The organism is Arboricoccus pini, from assembly GCF_900187945.1.
Taxonomy (GTDB): domain Bacteria; phylum Pseudomonadota; class Alphaproteobacteria; order Geminicoccales; family Geminicoccaceae; genus Arboricoccus; species Arboricoccus pini.
On the sequence record NZ_FYEH01000013.1, the window covers coordinates 17190 to 40423 of the forward strand.

At 65.6% G+C, this 23234-nt stretch carries 21 protein-coding genes; 9 read left to right on the plus strand and 12 right to left on the minus strand.

Annotated elements, in window-relative coordinates; translation table 11 throughout:
- Positions 1-64: 64 nt before the first annotated feature.
- Positions 65-850, plus strand: a complete 786-nt coding sequence (locus CFB17_RS15325; protein ID WP_088562453.1) for an aldolase — start codon at positions 65-67, stop codon at positions 848-850.
- 9 nt (positions 851-859) lie between these two features.
- On the opposite strand, the gene CFB17_RS15330 is transcribed toward CFB17_RS15325, so the two are convergent.
- Entirely contained in the window at positions 860-1237 is a 378-nt protein-coding gene (locus CFB17_RS15330) for a thioredoxin family protein (protein ID WP_243389908.1), read from the minus strand.
- A gap of 175 nt (positions 1238-1412) precedes the next feature.
- On the opposite strand from CFB17_RS15330, the gene CFB17_RS15335 reads away from it, so the two are divergent.
- Positions 1413-2405, plus strand: coding sequence for an extracellular catalytic domain type 1 short-chain-length polyhydroxyalkanoate depolymerase (locus CFB17_RS15335; protein ID WP_207762126.1), 993 nt, complete (start codon positions 1413-1415; stop codon positions 2403-2405).
- A 65-nt stretch (positions 2406-2470) separates the two neighbouring features.
- Here CFB17_RS15335 and CFB17_RS15340 read toward each other — a convergent pair whose 3' ends face one another.
- From CFB17_RS15340 to CFB17_RS15365, 6 genes are all read right to left on the minus strand, one after another.
- The gene (locus tag CFB17_RS15340; RefSeq protein WP_088562455.1) at positions 2471-3499 is read right to left on the minus strand and encodes a proline racemase family protein; all 1029 of its coding nucleotides are present in this window, start codon (positions 3497-3499) and stop codon (positions 2471-2473) included.
- Between the two features lie 26 nt (positions 3500-3525).
- Positions 3526-4242, minus strand: a complete 717-nt coding sequence (locus tag CFB17_RS15345; RefSeq protein WP_088562506.1) for an SDR family oxidoreductase — start codon at positions 4240-4242, stop codon at positions 3526-3528.
- Positions 4243-4326: 84 nt separating this feature from the next.
- On the minus strand, positions 4327-5499 hold the full coding sequence (locus CFB17_RS15350; RefSeq protein ID WP_243389909.1) for an NAD(P)/FAD-dependent oxidoreductase: 1173 nt from the start codon (positions 5497-5499) through the stop codon (positions 4327-4329).
- A 25-nt stretch (positions 5500-5524) separates the two neighbouring features.
- Positions 5525-7129: an FAD-dependent oxidoreductase gene (locus CFB17_RS15355; RefSeq protein ID WP_088562457.1), complete on the minus strand. Its 1605-nt coding sequence runs from the start codon at positions 7127-7129 to the stop codon at positions 5525-5527.
- Positions 7126-8397: a cystathionine gamma-synthase family protein gene (locus CFB17_RS15360; RefSeq protein WP_088562458.1), complete on the minus strand. Its 1272-nt coding sequence runs from the start codon at positions 8395-8397 to the stop codon at positions 7126-7128. The genes CFB17_RS15355 and CFB17_RS15360 overlap by 4 nt, the downstream gene beginning before the upstream one ends.
- Positions 8394-9707 (minus strand): aromatic ring-hydroxylating oxygenase subunit alpha, encoded by a 1314-nt coding sequence (locus tag CFB17_RS15365; RefSeq protein ID WP_088562507.1) that lies wholly within the window; start codon positions 9705-9707, stop codon positions 8394-8396. The genes CFB17_RS15360 and CFB17_RS15365 overlap by 4 nt, the downstream gene beginning before the upstream one ends.
- 183 nt (positions 9708-9890) lie before the next feature.
- On the opposite strand from CFB17_RS15365, the gene CFB17_RS15370 reads away from it, so the two are divergent.
- Positions 9891-10832 carry a LysR substrate-binding domain-containing protein gene (locus tag CFB17_RS15370; RefSeq protein WP_243389910.1) on the plus strand — a complete coding sequence of 314 codons (942 nt, stop codon included), beginning with the start codon at positions 9891-9893 and terminating at the stop codon, positions 10830-10832.
- Here the strand turns inward: CFB17_RS15370 and CFB17_RS15375 are convergent.
- The 5 genes from CFB17_RS15375 to CFB17_RS19490 all read right to left on the minus strand — a co-directional run bounded on the left by CFB17_RS15375 (position 10816) and on the right by CFB17_RS19490 (position 16893).
- Complete coding sequence (locus CFB17_RS15375) at positions 10816-11244, minus strand: VOC family protein (RefSeq protein ID WP_088562460.1); 429 nt, start codon at positions 11242-11244, stop codon at positions 10816-10818. The genes CFB17_RS15370 and CFB17_RS15375 overlap by 17 nt on opposite strands.
- 110 nt (positions 11245-11354) lie before the next feature.
- Entirely contained in the window at positions 11355-13382 is a 2028-nt protein-coding gene (locus CFB17_RS15380; protein WP_207762127.1) for an ABC transporter ATP-binding protein, read from the minus strand.
- Entirely contained in the window at positions 13379-14269 is an 891-nt protein-coding gene (locus CFB17_RS15385; protein ID WP_243389911.1) for an ABC transporter permease, read from the minus strand. The genes CFB17_RS15380 and CFB17_RS15385 overlap by 4 nt, the downstream gene beginning before the upstream one ends.
- Positions 14266-15228 carry an ABC transporter permease gene (locus CFB17_RS19485; RefSeq protein WP_207762128.1) on the minus strand — a complete coding sequence of 321 codons (963 nt, stop codon included), beginning with the start codon at positions 15226-15228 and terminating at the stop codon, positions 14266-14268. Before CFB17_RS19485 ends, CFB17_RS15385 begins: the two co-directional genes overlap by 4 nt.
- A gap of 3 nt (positions 15229-15231) precedes the next feature.
- Positions 15232-16893, minus strand: a complete 1662-nt coding sequence (locus CFB17_RS19490; RefSeq protein ID WP_207762129.1) for an ABC transporter substrate-binding protein — start codon at positions 16891-16893, stop codon at positions 15232-15234.
- Between the two features lie 140 nt (positions 16894-17033).
- On the opposite strand from CFB17_RS19490, the gene biuH reads away from it, so the two are divergent.
- The 6 genes from biuH to CFB17_RS15420 all read left to right on the plus strand — a co-directional run bounded on the left by biuH (position 17034) and on the right by CFB17_RS15420 (position 23224).
- Positions 17034-17729 (plus strand): biuret amidohydrolase, encoded by a 696-nt coding sequence (gene biuH, locus CFB17_RS15395; protein ID WP_088562461.1) that lies wholly within the window; start codon positions 17034-17036, stop codon positions 17727-17729.
- 169 nt (positions 17730-17898) lie between these two features.
- On the plus strand, positions 17899-18909 hold the full coding sequence (locus tag CFB17_RS15400) for an ABC transporter permease (RefSeq protein WP_088562462.1): 1011 nt from the start codon (positions 17899-17901) through the stop codon (positions 18907-18909).
- Positions 18910-18913: 4 nt separating this feature from the next.
- Positions 18914-19765 (plus strand): ABC transporter permease, encoded by an 852-nt coding sequence (locus CFB17_RS15405; RefSeq protein WP_088562463.1) that lies wholly within the window; start codon positions 18914-18916, stop codon positions 19763-19765.
- The gene (locus CFB17_RS15410; RefSeq protein ID WP_243389912.1) at positions 19762-20778 is read left to right on the plus strand and encodes an ABC transporter ATP-binding protein; all 1017 of its coding nucleotides are present in this window, start codon (positions 19762-19764) and stop codon (positions 20776-20778) included. Before CFB17_RS15405 ends, CFB17_RS15410 begins: the two co-directional genes overlap by 4 nt.
- Positions 20775-21764 (plus strand): ABC transporter ATP-binding protein, encoded by a 990-nt coding sequence (locus CFB17_RS15415; RefSeq protein WP_088562464.1) that lies wholly within the window; start codon positions 20775-20777, stop codon positions 21762-21764. Before CFB17_RS15410 ends, CFB17_RS15415 begins: the two co-directional genes overlap by 4 nt.
- Positions 21761-23224: an amidase gene (locus tag CFB17_RS15420; RefSeq protein ID WP_088562465.1), complete on the plus strand. Its 1464-nt coding sequence runs from the start codon at positions 21761-21763 to the stop codon at positions 23222-23224. Before CFB17_RS15415 ends, CFB17_RS15420 begins: the two co-directional genes overlap by 4 nt.
- Positions 23225-23234: the final 10 nt, after the last annotated feature.

Here is a 23234-nt window from a genome sequence, read left to right on the forward strand (position 1 = left end):
AGCCTCCCCGCACGGACGGGGAGCGCTCGCCGCAATCTCGAGCTGGAAGCCAGGAGCCCGCAAGATGGCACGATCCCTGTCGGCGGAGAGCCCGCACGGCTCCAACCAACCCGATCTCGACACCGAGGCCGTCTGGGAGGCAAGGCGGGATCTCGCGGCCTGCTTTCGCATGGCCGCGCGCCATGGGCTGGAGGAAGGCATCTGCAATCACTTCTCGGCCCTGGTGCCAGGTTATGACGACCTCTTCCTCGTCAATCCCTATGGCTACGCGTTTCGCGAGATCACCGCGTCCGGGCTCCTGGTCTGCGACTTTCACGGCAATGTGGTAGCCGGCGACGGCGAGCCCGAAGCCACGGCGTTCTTCATCCACGCCCGCGTCCACAAGGCCCTGCCGCGGGCGAAGGTCGCGTTCCACACACACATGCCCTACGCCACCGCGCTCTCGATGACGGAGGGCGATCCTTTGATCTATGCCGGTCAGACCGCGCTCAAATTCTATGGCCGGACCAGGGTGGATCCCGATTATAACGGCCTTGCCCTCGACGAGCGCGAAGGCGACCGCATCGCCGCCGCGGCGGGCGATGCCGATATCGTCTTCATGAAGAACCACGGGGTCATGGTCCTGGCCCCCTCAATCGCCGTTGCCTGGGACGATCTCTATTATCTCGAGCGCGCCTGCGAGGTGCAGACGCTGGCACTCTCGACCGGCCGCCAGGTTCTGCCGGTCGACAGGGAGGTCGCCGAGGCGACGGCACGCCAGATGCAGGGCGGTGGCGACGAATCAGCCAGGCTGCATCTGGCTTCGGTCCGCCGGACGCTGGACCGCCTGGAGCCCGACTACCGGACCTGAAGCCCGAGCTCAGCTCAAGGGCTGGGTCAGCTGCCGATCGATGCCGGCGATGAACTCGCTGATACCGGGCCAGCTCGTGATCCGGCCAACCTTCCTGGCCCCCTTGAAGAGAAAGAAGGTCGGAATGCCGTGGAGGCCGAAACGGGTCGCCATGTCCAGGTCGTCATAGACATTGGCATGCAGCCAGCGCACGTCCTGCCATTGGAAGCGCTCCGGCTGCTGCATCAAGGCGCGCTTGGCGACCTCGCAGTTCGGGCAGTTCCGGCCCCAGAGAAAGAGAATGGCGTAGCGAGGCGCATTCGGCTCGGCCAGGATCTCTTCCAGGTTGGCACTGGATACTGGCCGCATGGCGAAATGCGTGAAGAAGCCCGGCACCGCGCTTTCCATCAAGATTGCCTCCCTTTCAGGTCATCATATGTATTTTCAGGATAGGAAATATCCATGTCCGCATGGTGCAGCCCATGGCGGCTGGCGACAGCGCGACCATGACGTCCTACCTTGCCGCGTGACAAAATCTGCCCCAACCGTTTGCTGACGCGGCCAACGGCAAGAACGAGGGTGAATGATGCGCGAGTTCGGCAAGATTCTGCGCAAGGCTGCGCAGCTCACCCAGTCCGGCAACTTCAAGGAGGCGAGTTCTGCCTTGATGGAGGGGCTGGGCACGGCCACGTCCATGCCGCGTACGCGTGAACGGCCGGCCGCCCCGCCGGGGCGCTTTCTCTGGCGCGACCATGACGGTCCGACCGGTACGAGGCGCTACAAGCTCTATGTGCCGGCCGGCTATCGCGGTCAGGAGATGCCGCTGCTGCTCATGCTGCATGGCTGCACTCAGGCGCCCGACGATTTCGCCGAGGGCACGCGCATGAACCATCTAGCCGAGGATTTGCAGATCCTGGTTGCCTATCCGGCACAGGCCGGCGCCGCCAACCCGCAACGCTGCTGGAACTGGTTTCGGAAGGAAGATCAGGCGCAAGGCAGTGGCGAGCCCGCCATCATGGCCGGCATTGTCGAGGATATCATGCGCGACTATGGCGTCGACCGCCGCCGCATCTTCGCCGCCGGCCATTCCGCCGGTGGTGCTGCCGCCATGGTCCTGGGGCAGACCTATCCCAGCCTCTTCGCGGCGGTCGGGGTGAATGCCGGCCTGCCCTTCAAATCGGCGACCAATGCCGCCCAAGCCTTATCGGTCATGCGTGAGGGGCCATCCCTCGCGAACCTGCCACCGGGCGTCGGCCATCCGACAATTGTCTTTCATGGGGCCGTGGACAAGACGGTCAATCCCGCCAATGCCCGCGCGATCATCGCTCAGGCGCTGGGCCCCAATCCCGGCGTGCGCGCCGTGGTGGACGAACTGGGCACGGGAACCAGGCGCCCGGTCGAGCGGACCCGCTATCTGGATTCGGCAGGCAGATTGCGGGCCGAGCTCTGGCTGGTCGAAGGGCTGGGTCATGCCTGGTCGGGCGGCGAGACTCTTGCCAGCCACACGGACCCGCGCGGTCCCGATGCCAGTCGCGAGATGCTGCGCTTCTTCCTCGAACAGCCGACCGACAGCTAGATCGAACACCCAGCACCCAGTCGCATGGCGATCGAGACGCCGGAGATGGCTCTAGCCGCCCGCGCCTAAGCCTCGTCCGCCTGCAGGCCCCAGGCATCCGATAAGGTGAACCCCGTCTGGAAGGGATCGCTCGCATCCATGCGCAGCGTCTCCTTGCCATAGACCCAGCCCCGGCCGGTAATGCGCGGGATGACGGCGGGCCGGCCTGCCACCGTCGTCTGGCCTATCGCCTCGACCTTGAACATGCCGCCCGTGACCGAGCGCGACCAGCGCGTGTCGCCGATGCCGACAAGACCGCGGGCAAAGAGGGTGGCAAGGTTGGCGGAGCTGCCTGTGCCGCAGGGCGAACGGTCCACGCGGCTGGCCAGCGTCGTGCAGGTACTGATGACGCCATCAGGCTGCGTGGAGCGGAACATGACATAGGCGATCTTGTCGATACCGGGCCGCAGCGGATGCTGGACCTTCACCTGCTGACTGATTAGAGCGTGCAGCCGCATGCCGATCTCGGCCAGGGCTCGACTATTGCCGGCGTCGATCGCAAGGCCGATCTGCTCGACGTCGACGATGGCATAATAGACTCCCCCAAAGGCGATATCGGCCTTGATCCTGCCCCATTCCGGCGTCTCGACCGGCAAGTCCAGCGACTCGGCAAAGGCCGGCACATTGTCCAGGCTGACCGATCGGCAGCTGCCGCCCTCGACATGGGCGATGGCCTCGATGCGCCCGGCCGGCGTATCGAGGCGGACCACGGTCTTTTCGCCCGTCGCCTCGACCCGGCCACTCTCGATCAATGCCGTGACGACGCAAATACAGTTGCTGCCCGACATCGGGTGTGCCCGGTCCGCCTGAAGGACGATGAAGCCCGCATGCGTGTCGGCCGAAGCGGGCGGGGTCAGAAGATTGACCGACATCTGGGCGAAGCCGCGCGGTTCACGCGTGACGATGCGCCTCAGGCTGTCATCGACCTGATTGATATGGTTCATCTTGTCGAGCAGCGTCGTACCCGGAATGTCCGGGGCTCCGCCGACGATCACCTTGCCGATCTCGCCCTCGCAATGAACCAGAAGAAGGTCGAGCGTGCGCTCCCACTGCATTGGGCCGGATTCCTGTCTTGGGTTGATCAGACGTGGCGGGTGACGCCGCCATCGACGCGGATGTTTTGCCCCGTGATGTAACCCGCATCGTCGGAGAGAAGAAAGGCCGCCGTTTTCGCGATTTCGGCCATCTTGCCGATACGCTGCATCGGAATGGCTTCCGCCGTGCCGGGCTTGTGCTCCAGGCTGTCGATATAGCCGGGCAGGAGCGCGTTCATGCGGATATTCTCTGCCGCGTAGCGATCGGCGAAGAGCTTTGTGAAGCTGCCGACGGCCGCCCGGTAGGTGCAGGAAACCGGCAGGGCGTTCGTGGGCTCGAAGGCCGCAAAAGTCGTGATGTTGAGGAAGGCCCCCTTGCCCTGCTCGAGCATGATGGGGGTGACGAGCCTGGCCATGCGCAGGACGGAGAGGACGATCATCTCGTGGCCGCTTAGCCATTTTGCCTCGTCCATCGCGAGGAGGTCGCCCTTGGGCGGGTGGCCGGTATGGTTGACGACGGCGTCGACGCGCCCGAAGCTGCTCCTGGCCGCGTCGACCAGCCGCTCCAGGTCGAAGGCATTCTCCGCCCGCCCCTCGATGCCGACGCCGCCCATTTCCGCCGCCAGCTCCTTGGCGCTTGCCGAGGGCGACATCAAGGCCAGTCTGTAGCCGCGCGCGTGCAGTTCACGGGCGATCGCCGCCCCCATGCCTCGGCCGCCGCCCGTAACGATGGCAACAGGGCTCGCCTGCTCGGACCCGCTCATCATGCATTCCTCCTTGGTATCAAACGGAAGAAAGAGGGGTGTGGGAGCTCCGGCGTCAATGTCGGACGCGCCATGACGATAGGGTCAGGCCGCGAGCTCGAGCCCCGCCTCCGCACCCGGCTGGTACCAACCCTGGCGCCGCCGCCAGTCGGCCGGGACGTCCTTGAATCGATCGAGCTTCAGGGTCGAGAGGTCGGCGAAGCCGCACTGGCCATCCATGACGAGGTCGCGGATCGCGTGGCCCGTGGCAGGCGAAAGCCCGAAGCCGACGCTCGACATCGTGGCGACCGTGACATTCTCGGGCGAGCCCAGCCGTTCAAGGACCGGCCGGCCGTCCGGCGTGTTTTCGATCACACCCGCCCATGAGCGGATGACCCGGACATGGGCGGCCTTGGGGAAGAGCTCGTAGAGTCGGCGGGCGAGGTTGCGCAGAACGGGCGTGGAGGGACGCGGCGGCTCGCCTTCGGCCGGCACGTTCTCCAGCCATTCATGCGGGCCGCCGCCATAGGCGAGATTGCCGCGCAGCGTCTGCCGGCCATAGAGCCCGTTGCCATCGACACCCCCCAGGGGCATGAGCGGCAAGGGCTCGGTGACGATCATCTCGGCCCGTGCCGGCGCCATTGGCAGGTCCACGCCGACCATGGCCAGGAGGCCGCCGCATTGCGGCCCGGCGGCGACGACGAGCTGGTCGCAGGCAAATCGTCCGCGTGTCGTCAGCACGGCCTTGATCTTGCCGCCCTCGCTCTCGAGGCCGGTCACCGCGGTGTGCTGGAGAATGCGGCCGCCCAGATCCTGCAAGGCGAAGGCATAGGCCTGAACGGTGCGCTGCGGATTGGCATGGCCGCCAAAATGGAGATGCACGCCGCCAGCCGCATTGTCGCCGGCCAATGGCACGGCCTCCCGCACCTGCCGGGCGTCGAGCTCGTCCCACTTGAATTGCGGCGGCATCTTGCCCTGGATCATGCGCCGGTAGAACGTCACCTGGGTGGAATCGACCGAGAAGATGATCCGCTCGCGCTGATACTCGGTCGGATAGCCCAAAAGCTCGTCCATCTGTGGCCAAAGGCGCTGCTCCTCTTCGAAGAGCGGGCTCATGTAGTGGGTGCAGCCACCGCCATTGCGGCCGGAAGCCTCCCAGCCGACGATCCCCTTTTCGAGGACGAGCACGTCGACGCCCTCACGCGCGAGCCACCAGGCGGCCGAAAGCCCGGTGACGCCGCCGCCGATGATGATGACCGAAGCCCCGTTGCCGGACATGGCTGCCATTCCCAAGGAAGACTGATCAGAGATGGACATTCTCGCCGAGCTGCTCGCGTTCTCGCTCGGTGCCGATGTCCTTGAAGTGGATCCACTGCGTCGGAATGCCGAACCAGACGTCCCAGCCGGGCCCCATGTCCGGATGCTCCTCCATGTCCGCCAGCGTCGCCAGCGGCAAGGGTCGGACCGGCGCTCGATAGCCGGCAAGCGGCACGGAGCCGGCCTCGGCACCGCTCTCGATCTCGAGCAGCATGGCCACCTGCTCGCGGCAACGCCTGGCCTGACACTGGCCCATGCAGGCCCGGGTCAGCCGCTTGACCTGATCCTGATTCAAAGGCCCGTCCTTGGCCAGCGTGCCGAGATCGCGTCTGCCCATGGCATTCCAGCGCCAGCCCAGGTAGCGCGGCGGCTGCACGCCCAGAAGCTCGCCGCGCGTGACTTCCTCGCAGACGCAGGCCAAGACGTCGCGACCACCCGTCGCCAGCATCGTCCGCATCCAAAAGCTGCGATAGGCAAGCACATCAGGGCCCGCCGGTGCCGGGGCTGCCGAGGATGCTTCAACCTCCCGGCCGAGCGAACGCAATGCCGCGAGGCTGGCGGCCTTACCCTGCGCTACGGCGTCGCCGCCCAGCCCCGCGCAGTCACCGGCGACATAGATCTGCGGCGCGTCGGTGGCGCCGTCGGCCCCGGCCTTGCCGATCCAGCCGCCACGTGTCGCATCCAGAACCGGTTTGAGGCCCAGGACGTCGAGAAGCTCGACCACGGGGACCACGCCCAGGGCCAGGCAGACCGTGTCGCAGGCGATCTCGCGCGAGGTACCCGAGCCATCGACCGCCGAAATTGTGAGACCAGTCACACCCTCTGCATTGCCTCGCGCTTTGAGCGGAACATGGCGGGTGATCAATTCGACCCCCTTCGCCGCCAATGCCGCCAAGAGGTCTGCCGGACCGGCGGGCTCGGAATGCGCCTCGATGATCGCCGCGACCTCAAGGCCGCGGGCGATGGCCAGCAAGGCTGTCTTTAGTGCCAGCTCGTCGCTGCCGATGACGACCAGCCGGCGCCCGGCGAAGGCATCGTAGCGGATGAGAAGCGCATGGAGCGCCTGGGCACCCATGACCCCCGGCTGATCGGAACCCTCGAAGGAAAGATTGAGGTCGCGAGCACCCGTCGCCAGCACCAGGCGGTCGAAGCTTACGAGCCAGCTCCGGCTCTCATTGGCGAGACCGACGATCGGGCAAGGCAGCGAGTGGAGGCCCGGGGCCTCGATCCAGGCGCCCCAGGCATAAGTCGAGAGCTCGATCTCCACGCCGAGCTCGAAGGCGAGGGCCAGTTCCTCGTTGCTGCCCAGCACCTGCTCCAGCATGCGCTCCTGGTTCTGCACCGAGCCATCCATGCGGCCGCCGAACTGGAAGGGCACGTCCATCCCCATGAGGGCTGGCGAGATTGGATGCTCGTCGACCAGCATGACCGTGACGCCGGCGCGCGCACCCTCGATCGCCGCCGCGATCCCGGCTGGCCCCGCGCCGATGACCAACAACTGGGCGTGCTTCTCGGGGGCCTTGTACTTGCCGGCGATCGACTTGAAATCGGGCCGCTGGTCGTCGGGCAGCGGAAAGAAGGGGTAGGTCATTGGATGGCTTCCAGCGCCTCTGAAAGATCGGCGATCAGGTCGTCGACATGCTCGATACCGACGGAGATACGCAGCGAGGAATCGTCGACCCCCACTTCCTCGCGCCGCTCGCGCGGCACGGCATAATGCGTCGTGGTGGCCGAGTGGCAGATCAGGGATTCGGTGCCGCCCAGGCTGACCGCCATGCGAAAGACGCGCAATCGATCCAGGAAGGCGAAGGCCTCGGCCTCGCCGCCTGCGATCTTGAAACTGAAGGTCGAGCCGGCGGCGGCGCATTGGCGCTTGAAGAGCGCATGGCCGGCCTGGCCCTCCTCAAGCAGTCCCAGATAGGTAACGCTCTTGACCTTTGGATGGGCAGTAAGGAAGGCTGCGACCTTGGCAGCGTTCTCATTCGCCCGCTCGCTTCGAAGCGGCAATGTCTCGAGCGAGCGCAACAAGAGCCAACAATTATAGGGATCGAGATGACTTCCAAGCGTGGTGCGCAGCTTTCTGAGCTGACCCACGAGCTCCGCGCGGCCAGAGACGCAGCCGGCCAGGAGATCGCTGTGGCCGCCCGCGTATTTGGTGAGCGAGGTTAGGCAGAGATCTGCCCCCTGCTCCAGAGGTGATTGCTGGAGCGGGCCCAGGAAGGTGTTGTCGACGACGAGAACGGGCCGCCTGCCCTGGCGCAGCCGGATGGCATCCGCGACGCGAACGGTCATCGCGATGTCGGACAGGCCGGCCGTCGGGTTGGCCGGCGTCTCGACCATGATGACGCCGATCGGCCCCGTGCGCATCGCCGCCTCGGCAGCGGCCATGACCACGCCTTCGTCCTGACCATCGGCAAAGCCCTCGGCCTTGACCTGGAACTGGCGCAAGAGATTATTCAAAAGACCATCGGTGCCGCCATAGATCGGCCGGCTGTAGAGCACCGTGTCGCCCGGCCGCAGGAAGGCCAGCATCGTCGCCGTGACGGCCGCCATGCCGCTATTGAAGACGGCCGCATCCTCGGCCTGATCCAGCGCCGCCATCCGGCTTTGCACCATGGCGAGGTTCGGATGGTCGAGCCGCGCATAGATGAAGCTCGTGGCATCGCCCGTCTTCTCCGGTACCGCGCCATCGAAAAAGGCTGCATGCGCGTCCTTGCCGGCCTGCGCGTTCGGGTAGACGAAGGTCGAGGAGGCATAGATGGGGGGCTTGGCCGCGCCATGGCCATAAGCCGGATCGTAACCTTGCGAGATCGCCAGCGTCTCGCGCCGGAGCGGCCGGTCGTGTCTCTGGCCGCTCATGTCAGCGAGGCCGGGCTGCCTTCGGTCTCGTCGGCCGGCGGTGGCAAGGCGCAAACGCCGCCCGCGACCGGCGCCGCGCCATGGATCGTCGGCACGAAGGGCCGATTCTCACCCGTCACCACGTTGCGCGCCTCGTGGCAATACCAGTCGACGAAACGCTGGACCAACGATTCGGCCTCGTCGGAATAGCGGCCGGGCTTGTAGCCCACCGAGTTGACGCCGCGCTGGTTGGTCTCGACGAGATCGCGATCCTGTCGATTGGTGATGTCCCAAAGCTCGATCAGCTGATCGACGGCGTAATCCTGGCCTTCGACGGCATCCTTGTGGACGAGCCATTTGCCGGTGACGACCGTTTCGTTCACGTCAGTCGGCATGGAGCTGAAGTAAAACACCATGTCGGCGGTGGCATGGGCGAAGCTGTGGATCTCGCTCGTCCAGCGGAGCGAGCCCACATCGCCACCTTCCTTCTCGATCAGAAGCTTCTTGACGGCTGGCTCGCCGTCCATGGTCATCGACGTCATGCCGGCATTGAGCGGGAAGCGGGCCGCCTGCCACCATTCGCCCTCGGCGGGACCGATCGGCAGCCCGGCTGCCTCCATGCGGGCATTAAAGGCCAGGAGGCGCGGATCGTCCCCAGCCTCGAAATGCCGCTTGGTAAGTACGGGGAAGGTGACGGCCAGCTCGGGGTGACCAATCGCGCAGTGATAGCACTCGCGCGCATTCTCCATCACCAGCTTCCAGTTGCCCTTCTCCACCAGCGTCACCGTGGCCGCGACCTTGGCGTTCTTGATGTTGCAGGCCTCCAGCATCGGCCCGGCCTCGCGGCGAAAGGCCTCAAAGTCAGGCGCTTCCTCGGCCAGGCAGGCATAGATGCAGCCACCGGCCGTCTCGACATGGATCGCTCCCAGGCCATGCTGCGCCTTGTCGAAATCGGCCGGCATGCGGCCCGCATGGATCAGCCTGCCGTCGAGATCGAAAGTCCATTGGTGATAGGGGCAGACGATCCGGGAGCCCTTGCCGTGCCCCTCGGCGCATAGCTCTGCGCCACGATGCCGGCAGCTGTTATGGAAGCCGCGAATGACGTCGTCGCGGCCGCGGACGATGACGATCGGCGACTTGCCAACCGTGAGCGCTAAGCGGGCACCGGGCGTTGGCAGTTCGCATTCAAAGCCGACCAGCAGCCAAGTGCGCCTGAATATGTGCTCGAGATCGAAGGCGAAGACCTCGGGATCGTTATAGAACGCCTGCGGCAGGCTGTAGCCCGTCCGGCGTTGATCCAGCAAAGCGGCGACTTTGGCAAAAGCGACCATACCTATCTCCAGCAAGGCTGGACGATGGCATTGTCACAAGATCCATCTTAGAAAAAATCGTATTTTCAGATCGGCCCATCGAATCTGATCAAAGCGTGCACTCGACGGCCAGCCTGCGCATTATTTAGGCTGGCCGTCCGGGCAGCAATGCGAGGGCGATCCTTCGAGGGAGGCTCAAATATTTTGCTGCGCCGCCATCTCCTACCCCTGAACGCCCTGCGCGCCTTCGAGGCGGTCGCCAGCCAGCTCAGCTTCACCGGTGCCGCCAAAGCGCTCCACATCTCGCAAAGCGCGCTCAGCCGCCATGTGAGCAAGCTCGAGGAATTGCTCGGACAGCAATTACTGGAGCGCCGGCCGCACGGGCTGGTCCTCACCAGAGCCGGCGCCTCGCTCCTGCCCGTGCTGCGCAAATCGTTTGACCGGCTGGAAGAGGTCTTGAGCACGATCGAGCAGGAGGGCCAAGGCAAGCCGCGGACGCTGCGGGTGCACATGCCGCCCTCCTTCCTCCACCAGCAGGGCCTGCAGATCCTGAGGGAGTTCCGCGCCCTGGTGCCCGATATCGTTATCGACGTCTCGAGCAGCAACGGCACCGGCCTGCCCACCCGCGACCTTGACGTCGCCGTCGTCTACGACCGGCCGCAGGCCGGCGATGCCGTGCGTGATCTCCTCTGGATGACGCGCGAGCAGCCTGCCTGTGCACCCGACGTTGGCCGCCAGGCGGAGGGCCTGAGCCTACAGGAATTCCTTCTCGGCCAGCAACTCATCCACGTGAAGATGGAGGGCATGGATTCGAGCCTGCACTGGGCGAACTTCGCCCGCAGCCAGGGGCTTGCACTGCGCACCGACTCCGGCCTTGCCTTCGAGACCGCCACACTGGCGGTGCAGTTCGCCATGGGCGGCCTGGGCGTACTCCTCGTCGATACCGATCTCTTCGCTCGCGAACTTGCCGAGGGCCGGCTGGTCACACCGTTCGCCGAGACTTATGAGAGTGGCTATGGCTATTATCTCACATTGCACCCCGAAGACATGGCCGACCCGGCGATAGCCCTGTTTCGCTCCTGGATGATCGAGCGTTTCGCCCGGGCCCGCCGGGAACGCCCGCGAGGGTCTAGCCTGCCATCATGATGCGGGCCGCCGGGAGGTCGCCCGAGCGGCCCCGGCAGCCGGCAGAGCTGGCCAGATGCCAGATGACGCCGCCCGTGTCCTGCACCACCGCGCAGCGCTCGCCGCCGCTCATCGTCAGCGGAGCTCGCAGCGGCGTGGCACCGCCGGCCACCGCGCGTGCGAAGGTGCGGCCGGCATCCCTGACCTTGACCTGCAGAACCGGTCGCGCGGCGATGCCGTCGGCGTCCCTGACCACAAGCTGGCTGTGACCCAGACGTATTTCCGCCTGCCGCATGCGGCCCGAGGCGTCGTCCTCACGCCTGACGATATCGGCTCCCAGAACGTTCAGCATGAACGCCAGGCTTTGCGGCAGCGCCTCCACCGCGATGGCATACTCCACGCAAGGGGTCAGGCCCGGCATCTGAAGGGACATCACGTCAACCACCGTTACGGCCTCCTGATCTCATTTTCGTTTCGAGGCAGGACAGGATGGCTTGAACTTCCGGTCTTTGCACGACCAGATCGGGCAGGGTCGAGGCGATCTTATGGGTGGGCCGGCGTCAGCCGCCCGAGTTCGGCCCGCGGGATGTGGCAGCGTATGCCGTGATCATCCTCGCTCTGCATGGGGGGCTCGGTCGTCTCGCAGATTTCACCAACCTTGCGCGGACAGCGCGTCTGGAAGACGCAGCCCGAAGGTGGGTTGAGCGGGCTCGGAATCTCGCCCTTGAGCTTGATCCTCTCGTTGCGGCGCCCGGTATGGGAGGGAACGGCCGAAAGGAGCGCTTCCGTATAGGGATGATGTGGCCCGGTAAAGACCGCCTCCGCCGGACCCAGTTCCATCAGGCGGCCGAGATAAAGGACGGCGATGCGATCGGCGAGATAACGGACCACGCCCAGGTCATGCGAGATGAAGACATAGCTCACCTGCCGCTGGTCCTGGAGCTCGGCCAGAAGGTTGAGAATCGCCGCCTGGACCGAGACGTCCAAGGCCGAGGTGGGTTCGTCGCAGACGACGATGCGCGGATTGCCGGCGAAGGCGCGGGCGATCGCCACGCGCTGCTTCAAGCCACCCGAGAGCTGCCTGGGCCGCAAGGCCAGATGGCGCTCGGTCAGCCGCACGGCGCCAACAAGGCGCATCATTTCCTCGCGCAGCCTGCGGCCCCGCAGACCCGCCAGCCGGCTGAGCGCGCGACCGATGAGATGGCGGACCGTATGCGCGCGGTTCAGGGCCGAATCCGGATTCTGGAAGACAATCTGCATCGCCTTGACGTGCTCGGTCGGCCGCTCGGCGGCCGTCGGCGCCAGCGCCTCGCCGTCGAGCTCGATGCGACCGCCGGCGTCGGGAGCGACCAGACCCAGAAGCAGCCGGGCCAAAGTCGTCTTGCCGCTGCCCGATTCGCCGACCAGGCCCAACGTCTGGCCGGGCTGCAGCGTCATCGACACGTCGCGTACGGCATGCAGTGGCTGGCCTCCGACATGATAGGTCTTGGACACGGCATCGAGTGCCAGTGCCGGCTGCCGCGCGGCGGCAGGGGCCGAGACGACGACTGGCCGCAGATCCTTGCCCGCGATGAAGTCGACATGGTCGTGATAATGACAGGCGCTTTGCCGGCCGCCCAGGTCATAAGCAGGCGGGGATTCGTCGTGACAGCGCTGGCGCGCCATGCTGCAACGCGGCGCGAAGCAACAGCCCTTGATGATGGCCCCCGGAGGCGGCAGGAAGCCGGGGATCGTCTCCAGCGCACTCTTCCGCTTGGTGAGCCCTGCTTTGGGCAGGCAGCGCAGCAGGCTGGCCGTATAGGGGTGGCGCGGGTCGCTGAAGACCTGCTGGGCTGGCCCTTCCTCGACCAGGTGGCCGGCATAGAGCACGCCCACGCGATCGCAGATGCTGGCGATCGCACCCAGATTATGGCTGATGAAGAGGATCGAGCTGTTGAAGTCGCGCCTGAGGTCCGCCACGAGGTCCAAGACCTCGGCCTCGACCGTGGCATCGAGGCCCGTCGTGGGCTCATCCAGGATCAGGAGACTGGGATCCTTGGCCAGCGCCATGGCGATGACGACACGCTGCTGCATGCCGCCCGAGAGTTGATGCGGATAACTGGCCATCACCCGGGCTGGCCCTGAGATCTGCACGCGGGCCAGCATGGCGTGCGCTCGTTCGACCGCTTCCTGGCCACCTTGACCCAGCACCTCGAACACCTCGAGCAATTGCCGGCCGACGGTCATGGATGGGTTGAGCGCCCGGCCGGCATCCTGATAAACCATCGAGATATCGTGGGCGCGCATGTGGCGGAGGGCCGGCGCATCGAGCCGGCGCAGGTCACGCCCGGCGACCTCGAGCTTGCCGCCCAGCACATGCCCGTTGCCGGGCAGTGTGTGGAGCACGGTGAGTGCCACGGTCGACTTGCCGCAGCCAGATTCGCCCACCAGGCCATAGGCCTCGCCGGGCTCGATACGGATGGAGACCTTAGAGAGAACGCGCATGTCCCGGCCGCGCGTGCGATAGGCCACATCGACCTTGTCGAGCAGCAAAGCGGGCGGCGGGCTCTGCTCCATCTGGATCATGCTCATCCGGTCAACGCCCCGTGAATGCCTTCGGCCAGGAGATTGACGCCCACCACGAGAGAGCCGGTGGCCCCGGCGGCAAAGGCCACCGTCCACCAGTAGCCGCCAGCGATCACGCCATAGTTCTCCGAGATCGCGAGGCCCCAGTCGGGCGAAGGCGGCTGAATGCCAAAGCCCAAGAAACTCAAAGAGGCGACAAAGAAGATGGCGTAGCCGAGACGGACCGTCATCTCGACCAGGATCGGCGGCAGGACGTTGGGGAGAATCTCCACGAACATGATGTGAAGGGCGTTCTCGCCGCGAATCTGAGCCGCATCCACATAATCGAGATCGCGTTCGCTCTGGACGGCCGCGCGCACCGTTCGGCCGATGAGGGGCGTGAAGACGAGGCCGATAACGACGATGACGGCAGGCGTGGAGGGTCCCAGCGCCACCAGGACCAGAAGTGCCACGACGATGAGCGGCAACGCCACCATGACCTCGATGACGCGGCTGACGAGCATATCGACAATGCCGCCGAAATAGCCGGTCACCAGCCCGACGATCGTACCGCAAATCGTGCCGACGATGGTGGCAAGCGGCGCGATCGTCAGGATGTCGCGCGCGCCGACAATGACGCGAGAGAATACATCGCGGCCGAGCTGGTCAGTGCCGAACCAATGGAGAGCATCGGGAGGCCCTAGCGTGTTCATCAGGTCGTCGGCGAAGGGGTCCAGGGGCACGACCCAGGGGCCGAAGATCGCGCAGCAAGCCCAAAAACCCGTAATGATCGCACCGACCCAGAAGGTGCCGGAACGAAACAGAAGGCTCCAACGGCTGCGGATCCGGGGCTCCTCGAAGACGATCGGCGTCGAGCCGGGCTCGGCATCGAGCATCGTGGTCTGGGCGGTCATCGCAGGCTCGTCCGCGTGCGGGGATTGACGAGAAGGAAGATCAGGTCGGCAATCAGGACGGCGGCGATGAAGAGCGCGCCTATCGTCAGGATTCCGCCCTGCAGCATGGGGAAATCCTTGCCGCGCGCGGCTGTCAGGATGAGGCTGCCGATGCCCTGGTAGCGAAACAGGCCCTCGACGACGACGAGGCCGCCGATCAGGTAGCTGGTCTGGCTGGCGATGACGGTGATGGTCGGCAAGAGCGCGTTGCGCAGGACGTGGCGAATAATGACGGTGCGTCGGGGCAGCCCCTTGAGGATCGCCGTGCGGGTATAGTCCGAAGCCATCGCCTCGACCACGCCGGCCCGCGTCATCCGCGCGAAATAGCCAAAAAGGACGATGACGAGCGGCAGGCAGGGAAGGAGCAGATAATAGATCTGCGTAAGCGCGCCCGCATCCGCCGGAAAACTGGCGGAAAGCGGCAGCCAGCGCAGCCAGATCGCGAAGATCAGCAACAGCGCTATCGAGGAGACGAATTCGGGAATGACGGTGAGCGACAGGCTGGTCAGGCTGATCAGCTTGTCGGGCCAGCGACCGGCGAAGAGGGCCGCCACGATGCCGCCCAGGATGCTGAGCGGCACCACGATGACGAAGGCCAGGGCGGCCAGCTTGAGCGAATTGACCAGCGCATCGCGAACGAAGGGGGCGACGGGGGCCCTGAACGTGTAGGACGTCCCCATGTCGCCATGCAGCAGCTTGGTGATCCATTCCCAATAGAGCGACAAAGCGGGCCGGTCGGCCCCCAGCTGGTGATTAAGGGCGTCGACGGCGCGCTGGTCGGCGAAGGGCCCAAGGATGGCGCGCGCCACGTTGCCCGGCAGCACCATGCAGCCGGCGAAGACGACGATGCTCAAAAGGAAGAGGGTCAGGACAGCCAGGCCCAGTCGCTTCAGGACAAAGCGGCCGATCGCCTTCCCCATGCCTCAGACGACCGATGCGTTCTGCAGGAAGAGCTGCGATAGGGCGGTTCCCGTTATACCTTTGACCTTCTTCGTCTGCGGGATGAGGAAGTCGTAGAAATAGCCGAAGATGACCGGCACCTCGTCATTGAGGAGCGTCTCGATCTGCTTGGCGGTCTTGCGCTGGGTGTCGAGATCCACGGCCGCCACATAGTCCGCCACCAGCTTGTCATAGGCGGGATTCTTGAAGTGCGCCGAGTTCCAGCTGCCATTGCTGACAAGTGGGGCCGAGAGGATGACGTTGGGCGTCCCTCGATGACCATAATCCGTGATGCCGAGCTCACTATCCAGCCAGGGCGAGTTGCCATAGGTCGCGCTGCCATAATAGGCACCTTGATCCATCACGTTGAGATTGATCTTGATGCCGATCTCGGCGGCCGCGTTCTTGATGAGCACGGCGTAGGTGGGAATCTCCTGGTATTGCTCCGTCGTCAGCGTCACCTCGAAGCCGTTCGGCACGCCAGCCTCGGCCAGGAGCTGCTTGGCTTTGGCGATGTCCTTCTGGCGCTGCGGTACGCTCCGGTCGGTCGAGGGATAGACGGGCGCCATCGGGCTGTCATTGCCAAGGTCGGACATGCCCCGAAACAGGCCTTTGACGATGGCCTGTCGATCCAGGGCCAAGGCCAGTGCCTGGCGGACCCGCTTGTCCTTGAAGTTGGCGGAATCGGTCCGCATGTGGACCTGGCGGTGCGTGGCGGCCTTGATCCGGTTGATCTCGATGTCGGGGTTGCTCAAGATGGCCTGGCCGCCTTGGACCACGACCTGCTGAAGCACGTCGACCTGGCCGCCCATGAGGGCCAGGATTTGCGGCTGCTGGTCGGCGTAGAAGCTGAACTCCAGCCGGTCGGGGAGAACGGCACCGCCCCAGTAATCTGGGTTCCTGACGAAGCTTGCTCCGACCTTGGGTGTATACTTCTCCATCCTGAAGGGCCCCGTCCCGTCGAAGCTCTTCTCATAGCCGCCATCGAAGGAGGCCGGCAGAATGATGGCGTTGTAATTGTCGGTCGAGACGGAATAGGGGAAATTACCGTTGGGCGCATCCAGGTGGAACTCGACCGTCAGGTCGTCGACTTTCTTGGTGTTGCCCTTGGAGAGCACGCCGCTGAAGACCGAGAGCGCGTTCGAGCTGTTGGCGGGATCAGCGAGACGGTCGAACGTGGCGACGACATCGTCCGCCGTCAGCGTCTTGCCGCTGTGGAACTTGACCCCCTGGCGCAGCTTGAAGGTCCAGACCGAGCCGTCCTTGTTGGGCTTCCAGGATTCCGCCAGCATCGGCTTCAAGATCAAGTCCGGACCGTCATAGATCAGGAAATCGCCCAGCTGCTGGATGATGATGAGCCCACCCGCATCGGCGATTGCCACCGGATCGATCGAGGCGGTGGGCACGGTCAGGCCGACGCGGATCGTGCCACCCGGATTGCCTGCCGCACGGGCGGCGGAGGGGAAGAGCGAGAGACCGCCACCGACAAGCCCGCTCATGAGAGGGGCCGACAGACCGAGGACGGCACCCCGCTGGAAAAAGCCTCGGCGGCTAAGCCGGCCCGCGTTGAACTCGTCGACGAGATGGTTCGCGACCTCGGTGCATCGCCGCCGCAGAGCGTCGCGATCGTCCTGTTGATGACCCATGGCGCTTCCCCCGCTCGATTTCAGTTCATTAGACCGAGTGAAAGCAAGCCACATGCCGGCCAGCGGCGCAACCGTGGTCGGCTGGCCCACCTGTTGCTTTGAAACGGGGCCGATAATGGCAGCACCCGGGGAAACGCGGCATGTCCCAAACGATCGCCTCCTGGCCCTATGCGTGGCCCTATGATGGCAGTCTCGATCCCGCCAACACAGCTTTGATCGTCATCGACATGCAGACCGATTTTTGCGGCATTGGCGGTTATGTCGATCGCATGGGCTACGATCTGGCGCTCACCCGCGCGCCGATCGAGCCGATCAGGACGCTGTTAGAAGCGATGCGGGCCCAGGGCTTCCACATCATTCATACCCGCGAGGGCCATCGACCGGACCTCTCGGATCTGCCGGCCAACAAACGCTGGCGCTCGCGCCAGATCGGTGCCGGCATCGGCGATCCTGGACCCTGCGGCAAGATCCTGGTGCGCGGCGAGCCCGGCTGGGAGATCATCGACGAGTTGAAACCGCTCCCTGGCGAGATCATCATCGACAAACCCGGCAAGGGCAGCTTTTGCGCGACCGACCTCGAGCTCATCCTGCGCACGAAGGGCATCTCTAATTTAGTCCTTACGGGCATTACGACCGATGTCTGCGTCTCGACGACGATGCGCGAGGCCAACGACCGGGGCTTTGAGTGCCTCATCCTCGAAGACTGCTGCGCTGCAACCGATCCCGCCAATCACAAGGCGGCAATCAACATGGTGACCATGCAGGGCGGCGTCTTCGGTGCCGTCGCAACGAGCGGCATTCTCCTTGAAGCGCTCACCAGCCGAAAGGCAGCCTAGGCAGGAAGATGGTCAAGGATTGCTCATCCGCCCCATTAAGATGAACGTCCTATGGGCAGACCCCACGAGGGTGCCGCGATCCTTCAACGAATGTTCAAGTTGGCATGGGCATTGCTACTCTGGCGGCACCCCGCCGTCCGCTTAAGGAAGTCCAGCCACGTCCACTTCGATGATCGTGCTTCGACGGCTCGCCGAGGCGGTGCCCAGCCTTGTGGGCGTCGTAATCGTGACGTTCCTTCTTTCGCACGCCCTGCCAGGCGACCCCGCCGCCTATTTCGCTGGCCCCGCCGCCAACGCCGAATCGGTGGCGGAGGTACGCCGGACGCTCGGGCTCGATCGCAGCCTGCCGGTCCAGTTCGGTTATTATCTCTTGGATTTGGCAAAGGGTGATCTCGGGCACTCCTTGACGACGGGCCAGCCCGTAACGAGCGATCTGCTCCAACGCCTGCCGGCCTCAATGGAATTGACGCTGGCGGCTCTTATCGTCGCCATCGCCGTCGCCTTGCCGCTCGGCATCGTCGCGGCCCTGCGGCCCAATTCACTGGCCGACCATTTCTGCCGGCTCACCGTCACGATCGGGGCGGCCTTCCCGACCTTCTTCGTGGGTCTGCTCCTGGTCTATCTGCTCTATTTCAAGCTCGGTCTCGTGCCGCAGCCTTTGGGGCGCCTGGACGAGATCTATTTCACGCCTCCGCCTACGGTCACCGGCTTCTACCTGATCGACACGCTCCTGAACGGCGACGTTGACGCCTTTCGCGCGGCCCTGTCGCAATTGATCCTGCCGGCCGTCTCGCTGGCGCTTTTCGCCATGGCGCCGCTCGCCCGGATGACGCGGGCCGCAATGCTGACCGCCCTTGGCAGCGACTTCGTGCGCACCGCGCGCGCGAACGGGCTGCCGGCGCGCAAGGTTATCTTCACCTACGCGCTGCGGAGCGCCATGCTCTCCATCGTCAACGTTATGGGAATGGTCTTCTCCTTCCTCCTGGGCTCGAACGTCCTGATCGAGCAGGTCTTCGGCTGGCCCGGCATCGGCGCCTATGCGGTCAGCGCCGTGATCGCCTCCGACTACGCGGCCGTACAGGGCTTCGTCCTGATGATGGCCATCCTCTACGTGCTCCTCAATCTCGCGGTCGACCTCGCTGCCACGGCGATCGATCCCCGCGTGCGCTTCGAGAGCTGAGCCGATGGCCGTCTCGACGCTGATCCGCGACACGCGCTACGCCTTTGGACAGAATCCGCTGACCCTCATGGCAGCGATCCTCTTTGTCTTCCTCGTCGCCTGCGCCCTGCTTGGGCCCACCCTCGTCCCCTACGATCCGCTTGCCAGCGATGCCATGGCGAGGATGCAGCCGCCTTCGCTGGGTCATCCCTTCGGCACCGATTCGCTCGGTCGCGACATGCTGAGCCGCACGATCGTGGCCACTCGCCTCGATCTCGGCATGGCCGTCTTCGCGGTTGCCCTCTCCTTCGTCGTCGGCACCGCGATGGGCGCGGTCGCGGGCTATCTGGGCGGCTGGATGGACAAGGTGATCGGCCGGATCTTCGATACCATCATGGCCTTTCCACTCTTCGTCCTCGCCATGGGCATCGTCGCGGCGCTTGGCAACAGCGTCATCAACATCGTCATCGCGACGGCCGTCATCAATCTGCCTTTCTATGGCCGCTTCGCCCGTGCCGAAGTGAACGTCCGTCGCGACCTTGCCTTCATCGAGGCGGCGCGCATGGGCGGCAACGGGCCGATGAGCGTGATGGCCCGCCACATCGTGCCCAACATCCTCCCGCCCATGATGGTGCAGATCTCGCTCAACATGGGCTGGGCGATCCTGAACGCCGCCGGGCTTTCCTTCATCGGCCTGGGCGTCCGGCCGCCGGAGCCCGAATGGGGGATCATGGTCTCCGAGGGGGCCGCCTACATCTTCTCCGGCGAATGGTGGACGTTTGTCTTTCCCGGCATGGCGCTGGTCCTGGCGGTTTTTTGCTTCAACCTCCTGGGCGACGGGCTGCGCGACATGATCGATCCGAGGCGGCGCACATGAAGGCCGGCCTCATGCGCGCTACCCACCCGGCCGAAGCCGCAGCGGCGCATGGCGTCCCGCTCCTTGAGGTCGACCGGCTGACGCTCGACTTCGCCACGCGCGGCGGCCGGGTCAAGGCCCTGGACCAGGTCGGCTTCACGCTGGATCGCGGCCAGATCCTGGGGCTCGTCGGCGAGAGCGGCTCGGGCAAGTCCGTCACGGCCTTTGCCATCATGGACCTCTTGGACCAGGCAGCACGGATCGAGACTGGCCAGATCCGCTTTACCGGCATCGACCTCCTGGCCAGGAAGCGCCGGGCGCTCAAGGAATTGCGCGGCCGGGAGATCGCCATGATCTTCCAGAGCCCACGCACGGCCCTTCATCCGATCCGTAAGGTCGGCCACCAGATCGAGGACGTGCTGCGCGCCCACAGCTCGGTGCCGCCGGGCCTCCGCCGGCAAAAGGCGATCGAGGCCCTGGAGCGGGTGCGCATCCCGGACCCGGCGCGGCGCTACGAGGCTTATCCCTTCGAGCTTTCGGGCGGCATGTGCCAGCGGGTCATGATCGCCATGGCGCTCTCGGCCGATCCCTCCCTCCTGATCGCCGACGAGCCCACCACCGGCCTCGATGTCACGACTCAGGCGGTCATCATGGATCTCATTCGCGACCTCGTGCGCGAGAGCGGCATGTCCGTCCTCCTGATCACGCACGATCTGGCGATGGCCGGCGAATATTGCGATCGGATCGCCGTCATGCATGCGGGCCACATCGTCGAGACGGCTCCGGCCCATCTCCTCCTTCGCGAGCCCGCCCATCCCTATAGCGCCAAGCTGATCGCCGCCACGCCCGCCAAGGCTGCCAGCATCGAGGCGCTGGCCGCCATTCCGGGCAACCTGCCGGACCTGCGCCAGCCGCAGCCGCCCTGCCGCTTCAGCACCCGCTGCGAGCGCCATCGTCCCGACTGCGACCAGCCTCCCTTGGACGCGGCCAGGCTGGGTCAGGATCATCTCGTGCTCTGCCGGCATCCCCTATGAGCGACGCCCCGCTCCTCTCGGCCCTGGGCCTGACCAAGTTCTTCAAGGTCGGCGGTCGCGAAGGCGGCCTCCTGCACGCCGTCGATCATGTCGACCTTTCGATCGGCCGCGGCGAGAGCATCGGGCTGGTCGGCGAATCCGGTTGCGGCAAGTCGACCCTGGCACGTGTCCTGGCCCACCTCACGCCACCCTCCGCGGGCCAACTCCGCTTCGAGGGCGTCGATATCGGCCAGATCCCCGAGCGGCGCTTCGCCAGCCGTCCCGAACGGGCGCGAATCCAGATGGTCTTCCAGGATCCGACCGAGAGCCTGAACCCGCATCTTACGGTGGAAGGCGCCATCCTGGATCCAATCCGCCGCCTGCTGCCGGGCATGAGCGCGGCCAATGCGGCAGCCCGTGTCGACGAGGTCCTGGACCTCGTGGGGCTGCCGCTCGCCTTCAAGCCGCGCTATCCGCACCAGCTCTCGGGCGGCCAGCGGGCCCGCGTCGGCATCGCCCGGGCGATCGCCGTCGAGCCCGCGCTCCTGATCCTGGACGAGCCGACCTCGGCCCTGGACGTCTCCGTGCAAGCCGTGATCCTCAAGCTCCTGGCCGATCTGAGGACGAGGCTCGGCATGAGCTATCTCTTCGTCAGCCACGATCTCAATGTCGTGCGCCTGCTCTGCCAGCGCGTCGTCGTCATGTATCTGGGCAAGGTGATCGAAAGCGGGCCCGTGGAGCGCATCTTCGCCCACCCGCGCCATCCCTATACCCGGGCCCTGCTGGCAGCCGTGCCCGATCCGGCGCGGCGCGACACCCGGCCCCCGCGCCTGGCCGGCAGCCCGAGCAGCCCGGTTAATCCCGACCCCAGGGTCTGCCGCTTCTACGGGCGCTGTCCGATCGGCACGGAGCGCTGTGCCGAGGACATGCCGAATCTGCGACCGATCGGGGCCGAGCATCTGGTCGCCTGTCATTATGCCGAACAACAGAAAGGCCTTGCCGCATGAGCCTCGACGCGAACGCGATCTGCAGGATGGAGGCAACCGAGCTCAGTGCGCGCATCAAGGCCAAGGAACTCTCGGCCGTCGAGGTGACCGAGGCGGTGCTGGCGCGCATGGAAAAGCTCGAGCCCCATCTCCACGCCTTCTGCACGCCAACGCCCGAGGTCGCCCGCGCCGCCGCCCTGGATGTCGAGACCCGAATCATGGCCGGCCAACCGGTTGGGCCGCTGGCCGGCGTCCCGGTCGGCATCAAGGACCTCGTCTGCACCAAGGGGATCCGGACCGTCAGCGGCTCCAAGCTCTACGAGGACTTCATTCCCGAGGAGGATGATATCGTCGTCGAGCGGCTGAAGGCCGCCGATGCGGTCATCATCGGCAAGACCAACGTACCGGAGTTCGGCTATAGCGGCGTTGGCCACAACCCCGTCTTCGAGACGACGCGCAACCCCTGGAACCTCGCCATGACGCCCGGCGGCTCGAGTGCCGGGTCGGGCGCTTCGGTCGCGACGGGGGTGGCGCCCTTCGCCATCGGCAGCGATGGCGGTGGCTCGGTGCGTATTCCCGCGGCCCATTCGGGCCTCTTTGGCATGAAGGCCTCGATGGGCCGTGTGCCGCTCTATCCCGGCTGTCGCGACGAGCGCTATCCGGGCGTCTCCAGCTGGGAATCGCTGGAACATATCGGGCCGATGAGCCGGACGGTGGCCGACAGTGCCGCCATGCTGGCGGTGATCGCCTCGGGCCCGGACCCGCGCGATCGCCACACTTTGCCCGGCCCCGAGTTCGACTGGAACGCCGTGGCCAAGCCGCGCGCCCTGAAGGGCCTGCGCATCGCCTACAGCGCCGACTGGGGCTATGCGGCCGTCGATCCCGAGGTCCGCCGCGTCGTCGGCGAGGCGGTCAAGGTCTTCGAGAGCGACCTTGGCTGCATCGTCGAGGAGGCGCACCCGGGCTGGGAGAACCCGGGTGCCGCCTTCTGGGCCCTGGTCGCCATGGAGAGCGACCTCAAGGGCATGCGCGCCATGATCAAAGGACGCGAGCACGAAGTCTCGCCGCACCTGGTCGCCATGCTGGAGCGTCCCTGGACGGCGGAGGAATTCACCGACGCCAACATCGCGAGGAAGGCGCTTTGCAACAAGATGTGGCGCTTCATGCAGCGCTACGACCTGCTGCTGACACCGACCTTGGCGGTCCCGCCCTTCCCCATACACATGCAGGGCCCCGAGAAGATCGAGGGCCGGATCGTCAATCCGGCGGACTGGCTCTGCTTCACCTTCCCAGTCAACATGACGGGCCAACCAGCCGCCAGCATCCCCGCCGGCTTCACCGCGGACGGTCTGCCGGTCGGCCTGCAGATCATCGGTCGCCACCTGGACGATCCGCTCGTTCTTCAGGCCTCTGCCGCCTTCGAGGCCGCTCACCCCTGGAAGCATGTCTGGCCCGGCCTTTTGGCCGAGCTCGGCCTCTAGTCTTTCGCCC